General features: G+C 75.3%; 8 protein-coding genes. 4 read left to right on the top strand and 4 right to left on the bottom strand.

The window, feature by feature from the left end:
• Window positions 1-343: hypothetical protein (locus tag ABD317_RS31490; protein ID WP_344294395.1), on the bottom strand; the 343-nt coding region annotated here is incomplete at its 3' end.
• Between the two features lie 324 nt (window positions 344-667).
• Window positions 668-1,777: a magnesium and cobalt transport protein CorA gene (locus ABD317_RS31485; RefSeq protein ID WP_344294393.1), complete on the bottom strand. Its 1,110-nt coding sequence runs from the start codon at window positions 1,775-1,777 to the stop codon at window positions 668-670.
• A 475-nt stretch (window positions 1,778-2,252) separates the two neighbouring features.
• On the opposite strand from ABD317_RS31485, the gene ABD317_RS31480 reads away from it, so the two are divergent.
• From ABD317_RS31480 to ABD317_RS31465, 4 genes are all read left to right on the top strand, one after another.
• Window positions 2,253-2,894: a suppressor of fused domain protein gene (locus tag ABD317_RS31480; RefSeq protein WP_344294391.1), complete on the top strand. Its 642-nt coding sequence runs from the start codon at window positions 2,253-2,255 to the stop codon at window positions 2,892-2,894.
• 129 nt (window positions 2,895-3,023) lie between these two features.
• Window positions 3,024-3,659 (top strand): DUF6758 family protein, encoded by a 636-nt coding sequence (locus ABD317_RS31475; RefSeq protein ID WP_027754047.1) that lies wholly within the window; start codon window positions 3,024-3,026, stop codon window positions 3,657-3,659.
• Between the two features lie 114 nt (window positions 3,660-3,773).
• Window positions 3,774-4,619 carry a PHP domain-containing protein gene (locus ABD317_RS31470; protein WP_344294388.1) on the top strand — a complete coding sequence of 282 codons (846 nt, stop codon included), beginning with the start codon at window positions 3,774-3,776 and terminating at the stop codon, window positions 4,617-4,619.
• Between the two features lie 125 nt (window positions 4,620-4,744).
• Entirely contained in the window at window positions 4,745-5,587 is an 843-nt protein-coding gene (locus tag ABD317_RS31465) for an alpha/beta fold hydrolase (RefSeq protein ID WP_344294386.1), read from the top strand.
• A gap of 39 nt (window positions 5,588-5,626) precedes the next feature.
• On the opposite strand, the gene soxR is transcribed toward ABD317_RS31465, so the two are convergent.
• Window positions 5,627-6,082, bottom strand: a complete 456-nt coding sequence (soxR, locus tag ABD317_RS31460) for a redox-sensitive transcriptional activator SoxR (protein ID WP_027754044.1) — start codon at window positions 6,080-6,082, stop codon at window positions 5,627-5,629.
• Window positions 6,083-6,134: 52 nt separating this feature from the next.
• Complete coding sequence (locus tag ABD317_RS31455) at window positions 6,135-7,004, bottom strand: alpha/beta fold hydrolase (RefSeq protein ID WP_344294383.1); 870 nt, start codon at window positions 7,002-7,004, stop codon at window positions 6,135-6,137.
• Window positions 7,005-7,215: the final 211 nt, after the last annotated feature.

Genomic DNA, 7,215 nt, shown 5'->3' with positions numbered 1-7,215 from the left:
CCGCGACGCGGTCGGCGTCCACGGCGTTGAGCCGCTTGCCCTTCAGCTCCGCCACCGCCGCCTGCCACGCCTCGCTCTCCGGCGCCAGCTCGGTCACCCGCGCCGGCCAGGCGACCAGCCGGCCGCCCTTGTCCTTGCTGCGCGCGTGCACCGTCACCAGCGCACCGTCGGCCAGCCCGAGCCCGTCGAGCGGCTGCTCGTCCGGCCCGTCGCCGACGAGGTGGACGGCGCCGTCGAGCCAGACGTGCCACAGTGCGCGCTGGGTGCCGTCCGGGCCCTCGATCCAGACGAGCCCGGACTTCCTGGCGGCCTCTTCTGCGAGGGCGGCGGCGATCGGCTCCATGGGGCACGAGCGTAGCCGCCGGACCCCGGGCCCGTACCGGTCCTAGGGCCTGTCGTCAATCTCGCGTCGTTCGCCCGGAGGGCGGGCGGCGCAGGGGGCACCGCCCACGCCCTCCGGGCGTAGGGGGAGGCTGGTGCGTGCGATCGCAAGGCGGAGGGTCGACCGCATAGTGGGCCTATTCGGTCGATCCCGACAACGCGGCTGGGGGCACCGCCCACGCGCGCGCAGGGGGTACCGCCCACGCGCGCTTGCGCGCTGTGGGGGAGCGCAGTGGGGGAGTGCGTGCCAGGCGTCGCGCCGCAGGCGGGAGATTGACGACAGGCCCTAGAGCCAGCCGTTGCGGCGGAAGCCGCGGTGCATGGCGGCGCAGATGACGGCGATGGCCGCCAGCACGGCGTAGTAGCTGAAGCGCCAGTCGAGTTCCGGCATGTGGTCGAAGTTCATGCCGTAGATGCCGGCGATCATCGTGGGCACGGCGAAGATGGCCGCCCACGACGTGATCTTCCGCATGTCTTCGTTCTGCGCCACGGTGGCCTGCGCCAGGTTGGCCTGCAGGATGGAGTTGAGCAGCTCGTCGAAGCTGACCACCTGCTCGTGTACGCGCGCCACGTGGTCGGCGACGTCCCGGAAGTACTTCTGGATCTCCGGCTCGACGAACCTCATCGGCCGCTCGGACAGCAGCTGCATCGGCCGCAGCAGCGGCGCCACCGCCCGCTTGAACTCCAGCACCTCGCGCTTGAGCTGGTACACCCGCCCCGCGTCGCTGCCGCGCCCGCTGCGGCCGTCGCTCGGCGAGAACACGTCGATCTCGACCTCGTCGATGTCCTCCTGGACGGCGTCGGCGACGACGATGTAGCTGTCGACGATCTGGTCGGCGATCGCGTGCAGCACGGCGGACGGGCCGGTCGCCAGCAGCTCCTGGTCCTCCTCCAGCCGGGCGCGCAGCGCCCGCAGCGAGCCCTGGCCGCCGTGCCGGACGGTGATGATGAAGTCCTGCCCGGTGAAGCACATCACCTCGCCGGTCTCCACCACCTCGCTGGAGGCGGTGAGTTCGGCGTGCTCCACGTAGTGGAGGGTCTTGAAGACGGTGAACAGCGACTCCTCGTACGGCTCCAGCTTCGGCCGCTGGTGCGCGTCGATCGCGTCCTCGACGGCCAGCGGGTGCAGGCCGAACTCCTCGGCGATGCCGGCGAACTCGCGCTCCGTCGGCTCGTGCAGCCCGATCCAGGCGAAGCCGCCCCCGGCGCGCACCCGGCGCATCGCCTCGGCCGGGGAGAGCCGCTCGCTGGTGCGCCGGCCGCCGCGGTAGACGGCGCAGTCGACGACGGCGCTGACCGCGCCCGGGTCGCGGGTGGGGTCGTAGCCGTGGGCGGACTGGCCGTGGCGCTTCCGGGCGGGACGGACGACGGCTCGCAGGTCACGGATCATCGACATGGGCGAACTCCTTCACGCTCCTGCCGGGCGCGGACCAACGCTGCCGGGAATGAGGATCTACGCAGAGGTACACCCACAAAGCGGGCATCGCTGAGCGCGCCGACGGCACGTCAGTGGATGGCGACGAAAGTGCGTGCTCGACCGCCGGGCGCCGGACGGCGCGGCCGGAGTCGACCGGGAGGTCCCGTGCGAACGCGCGGAGAGACCGGCGGAGGTCAGCGGGCGCCGGGCCGGACGGGCGAGCTGTCGGTACTGCAAGGTCGGCTGGGATCCACCGCAGTCCCCACCTCCTCCGGCCGGGCCCTGTCGAAGGGCGTGAGCGTCCACACCGTGCGCGTCCTGCGCATGTGCCTTCGTGTCGGAGCCGTGCCGCGCCGTACGTACGACGCGCACCGAGCCGACACGCAAGGTTACCAGCCGCGAGTGAACCGACCGCGCAGCCTTGACGGTTCCCCGGCGCTCTACGCTGAGGCGCATGGCGTACGACGAGGTGCTCGCATCGGTGGAACAGCGGCTGACCGGGACGTTCGGCGAGCCCGACGCACGGGCGTCCGTGACCTTCGTGGGCGCGGACCGCATCGAGGTGCTGCGTTTTCCGTCGGCCACCGCCGAAGGCGAGCCGCTGCTGCGCTACGCCACCCTCGGCATGTCCGGCCAGCCCATGACCGACCCCGCGCAGGCGCTCGCCGACCCGCTCCGCGGCCCGCGCGCCGAGCTGCTGCTGACCGTACGGGCCGGGCGCGCCGACACCGGCAGGGTGCTCCGCCCGCTCGCCGTCCTCGCCGCGTCGCCGCAGGTGGAGGGTGTGGTCGTGGCGCCGGACGCGTCGCTGGAGGTGGCGGAGCCGCTGTGGCCGGGGGCGCCGTTCCGCGCGGTGCTGGTCGCGGAGCCGGGCGGGCTGGTGGACGACGTGGTGCTGCCGGAGCTCCCCCACAGCGCTCCGCGCGTGGGCGGTACCCCCACGGAGCCGGTGCGGTTCCTGCCGCTGCTGCCGATGACGCCCAACGAGGCGGCGTGGAAGCGGGTGCACGGCGCCGCCGCGCTGCGCGAGCGCTGGCTCGCCGCGGGCACGGACCTGCGCGACCCGCAGCGCCGCGGCGTGGACCTGGGCGCGTAGCGGCGCCGCGCGGCGCGCGCCGTACGGCACGGGCGCTACCGCCGCCCGCGCCCGGGGCGCCGGGGCGGGCGGCCCCGGACGGGTGATCGTCCTTGACGGCGCGGCGACCGGGGAGGACCGTAAGTGGCTATGAGGGGCGAACCCAGTTGCCCGAAGTGCGGCGGGCGGGTCCGGCCGCCCGGTCTCTTCAGCGACTCCTGGCAGTGCGAGCGGCACGGCCCCGTGCAGCCGCTGCAGCCCGTCATACCGCCCAGCGTCGAGGCGCTGGGCGTGGTGGTGCACCGGGCCCGGGTGCCGGTGTGGATGCCGTGGCCGCTGCCCCTGGGCTGGCTGTTCACCGGGGTCGCCAACGCCGGCGACGACCGCAGCGGCGGCCGCGCCACCGCCGTCGCCTGCTCGGGCCCCGGCCCGCTGGGCGGGCCCGGCGAGCTGGTCCTCGTCGCCGAGGAGCTGGGCGTCGGCCTCGGCGCCCGCTTCGCCGGCCTGCAGGGGCCGGACCCCGGACCCGGGATGTGCACCGACAAGCCGCCGGACGCCAAGGTCATCGCCGCCGGCCGGCCCACCCCGCTGTGGCACGTCGGCGGCGTGCCCGCGGACCGGGCCGTCTTCGCCGGGGAGGCGCGCGGGCTGTGGCTGTGGGCGGTCGTCTGGCCGGAGCAGTCCGGCCTGCTGCTCTACGACGAGCTGGTGCTCACCGACCTGCGCGACGCCGGCGCGGAGATCGAGCTGCTGCCCTGCGGGGCGCTGTCGCCGCGGCTGCTGTAGCGGCGCCGGAGCGGCGGCCGTCGCCCCGGCGGTACCGCCGTCGACAGTGGCGGCCGGGCGGGCCCGTAAGCTGGGTGCCTTCCAGCGATCCCGAGCCCGTGCGAGGTACCGTCCGTGCGCATCGACCTGCATACCCACTCCGCCGACTCGGACGGCACGGACACCCCCGCGGAACTGGTGCGCAAAGCGGCGGCCGAAGGACTGGACGTCGTCGCGCTCACCGACCACGACGGCGTCGGCGGCCACGCCGAGGCCGTCGAGGCCCTGCCCGACGGGCTGACGCTCGTCCCCGGCATGGAGCTGTCCTGCGACCTCGACGGCATCAGCCTGCACATGCTCGCGTACCTCTTCGACCCCGAGGAGCCGGAGCTGACCCGCGAGCGCGACGCCGTGCGCAACGACCGGGTGCGCCGCGCGAAGCTCATGACCGAGCGGCTGATCGAGCTGGGCGTGCCGATCACCTGGGAGCGGGTGCAGGAGATCGCCGGTGAAGGCGCCATCGCCCGCCCGCACGTGGCGAGCGCGATGGTGGAGGCCGGGATCGTGGGCAGCGTCCAGGAGGCGTTCACCGACGAGTGGATCGGCTCCGGCGGCCGGGCGTACGTGGAGAAGCACGAGCTGGACCCCTTCGACGCCATCCGCCTGATCAAGGGCGCGGGCGGCGTCACGGTCTTCGCCCACCCGCTGGCCGTCAAGCGCGGCGTGTGCCTGCCGGAGAGCGCCGTCGCGGAACTGGCCGCCGCCGGCCTCGACGGCATCGAGGTGGACCACATGGACCACGACGACGAGACCCGCGCCCGGCTCCGCGCCACGGCCGCGGACCTCGGCCTGCTGGCCACCGGCTCCAGCGACTACCACGGGGCGCGCAAGACCTGCCGGCTCGGCGAGTTCACCACCGACCCGGAGGTGTACGAGCAGATCGTGGACCGCGCGACGGGCGCGACCCCGGTGAAACGCTAGCCGCGGCCCGCCGCGCGCCGGGCCTTCGGGTCAGTCCCCGACGTCGCCGTTGATGTGCCGTTGCAGGTATCCGTGGGCCAGTGGAACTCGACGTCCTCGGGCCGCGCTGCGGCTACGGTGAACCGATGACCACCGTGAACGTCAACGAGGTCGCCCTCGGCGTCGAGTCCTTCGGCGCCGCCGGCGCACCCCTGGTCCTGCTCGCGGGCGGGACGACGATGCTGTCGTGGCCGGACGCGCTCTGCGAGCGCCTCGCCGCGGGCGGGCGCCACGTGGTGCGCTACGACCTGCGCGACAGCGGCGAGTCGACGACGGCGGACCCGGAGGCGCCCGCGTACACCCTGCGCGACCTCGCCGCCGACGCGGCGGCCCTCGCCGGTGCGCTCGGCGACGGGCCCGCGCACCTCGCGGGGATCGGCGTCGGGGGAATGGTCGCCCAGGTGGCCGCGCTCGATCACCCGGGCGCGTTCTCGGCGCTCACGCTGGCCGGCACCCGTGCGGTCGCGCCCGGCCCGCCCGACGACGACCTCCCCGACCACGACCACGCCACGATGAGCCGGTTGTTCGGGGGGCCGATGCCCGACTGGGCCGACCGCGAGGCGGTGGCGGAGTTCGCCGCCGCCGGCGCGGAAATCCTCGGCGACGACCCCGTCGCCGCCCGCGCCGTCGCCGCGCGCATCTGGGACCGTACGCCCGGCACCGCGCCCCCGGTCCAGCTGGCCAACCAGCTGGGCATGGTGTTCTCCCGGCTCGACTGCACACCCCGCTGGCGCGAGCGCCTGCCCCGGATCGCGGTGCCCGCCCTCGTCGTCCACGGCCGCCGCGACCCGTTCTTCCCGGTGGGCAACGGCGAGGCGATCGCGCGCGCGATCCCGGGTGCGCGGCTGCTCGTCCTTGAGGAGGCCGCCACCGCGATCCCCGACGCCGCGGCCGGCGAGGTCGCCGGGGCGATGCTCGCCCTCGGCTGACGGGGCCGCCTCCGCCGCGGGGCGCCGCGGGCGGCTCCGTCAGACGCCGAGGCCGCGCGCGCCCGGGCCGCGTTCGCCCAGGCGGTCGTCGGTGTTCGCCAGCGCGCACTTGTCGATCGACAGGCAGCCGCAGCCGATGCACTCGGTGAGGTTGTCGCGCAGCCGCTCCAGCCGGCGGATACGGGTGTTGAGGTCGTTGCGCCAGCACTCCGACAGCCGCGCCCAGTCCGCGCGGTTCGGCGTACGCCCCTCGGGGAGCACCGCGAGTGCCTCCCGGATCGCCGCCAGCGGGATGCCCACGCGCTGCGAGGCGCGGATGAACGCCACCCTGCGGAGCGTGTCCCGGGAGAAGCGGCGCTGGTTGCCGGTGGTGCGGCGGCTGTTGATCAGGCCCTGGCGCTCGTAGAAGCGCAGCGCGGACTGGGGGACTCCGCTGCGGTCGGACAGCTCGCCGATCGTCGCTTCCTTGGCCCGGGGGGACAGGTGGTGCGTCATGTCCGTCAGCGTAACTTGACCTCAACCGCGGTTGAGGTCGGACGATGGCGGGTTATCCCGTCGCCGGGCCGGCGGACCAGAACGCGGCGAGCGCGGCGGCGGTCTCGGCGGGCCGGTCGACGTTGGGGGAGTGGTCGGCGCCGGTGACGACGGTGCGGCGGGCCCGCAGCCGGCGCGCCATGCCGTCCATCTCCGCGACCGGCCACACGTAGTCGGACTCCCCGGTGAGCACGTGCACGGGCAGCGGCAGCGCGGCCAGCTCGGCGGTCCGGTCGGGCTCCTCGCACAACTGCCGGCCGGTGGCGACGAGCTGGGCGGGGCTGGTGCCGAGCCAGCGGCGGTGCAGGAAGTCGTCCACGTCGGCGGGGACGGCGGCGCCGTCGGCGGGGGGTGGGTCGAAGGCCCGCATGGCCTGCCAGACCGTCTCCATGTCGTACGTCGTCAGGGCGTCGGCGAGGAGCTTGGCGCGGGACCGCTGCTCGTCGCAGACGACGCCGGGGCCGCTGCTCATGAGGGTGAGCGAGGAGAAGGCGCCCGGCGCGCGGAGGACGGCGGCCCGGGCGATGTGGCCGCCGAGGGAGTGCCCGAGGAGGTGCGGCGGGGGGTCGTCCGGTGCGCCGAGCGCGGCGGCGAGCGCGAGGACGTCAAGCGCGAGCTCGTCCTGCGCGTACCCGGCCTCGTCGGCGGGGCCGTCCGACTCGTACTGCCCGCGGCCGTCCACGGCGACCGCGCGGAAGCCGGCGGCGGCGAGCGGTTCGAGCAGGGCGATGAAGTCCTCCTTGCTGCCGGTGTACCCGGGCAGCAGGAGCGCGGTCCCGTGTACGGGCCGCCCGGCCCGCAGCGCGGCGAATGTTCCGCGCGGGGTCTCGACCGGTACGGCCTCGGCCCCGGCCGGCAACGCGACGAACGGCGGCTTGCTCATGCCCGCACCCTAGACGAGTGAGTCCGCCCCGGCCCCGGCCGCCCGCCGCCGGGCCCGCGGACAGACCGCGGGCCCGGAGCGCACGTCTTCGCGTGCGCCCCGGGCCCGATGGGGTTCCGTTACTCCGCCGCCGCCCTGCCGGCGCCCCCGCCGCGCGTGCGGCGACGGCGGCGGCGGGGCTTGCGGGGCGCGGCGTCCGCCGCGGCCGGCT

Origin of the sequence: Streptomyces synnematoformans (assembly GCF_039531005.1) — a bacterium.
Taxonomy (GTDB): Bacteria; Actinomycetota; Actinomycetes; order Streptomycetales; family Streptomycetaceae; genus Streptomyces; species Streptomyces synnematoformans.
This window is presented reverse-complemented; position numbering and strand designations above follow the sequence as displayed.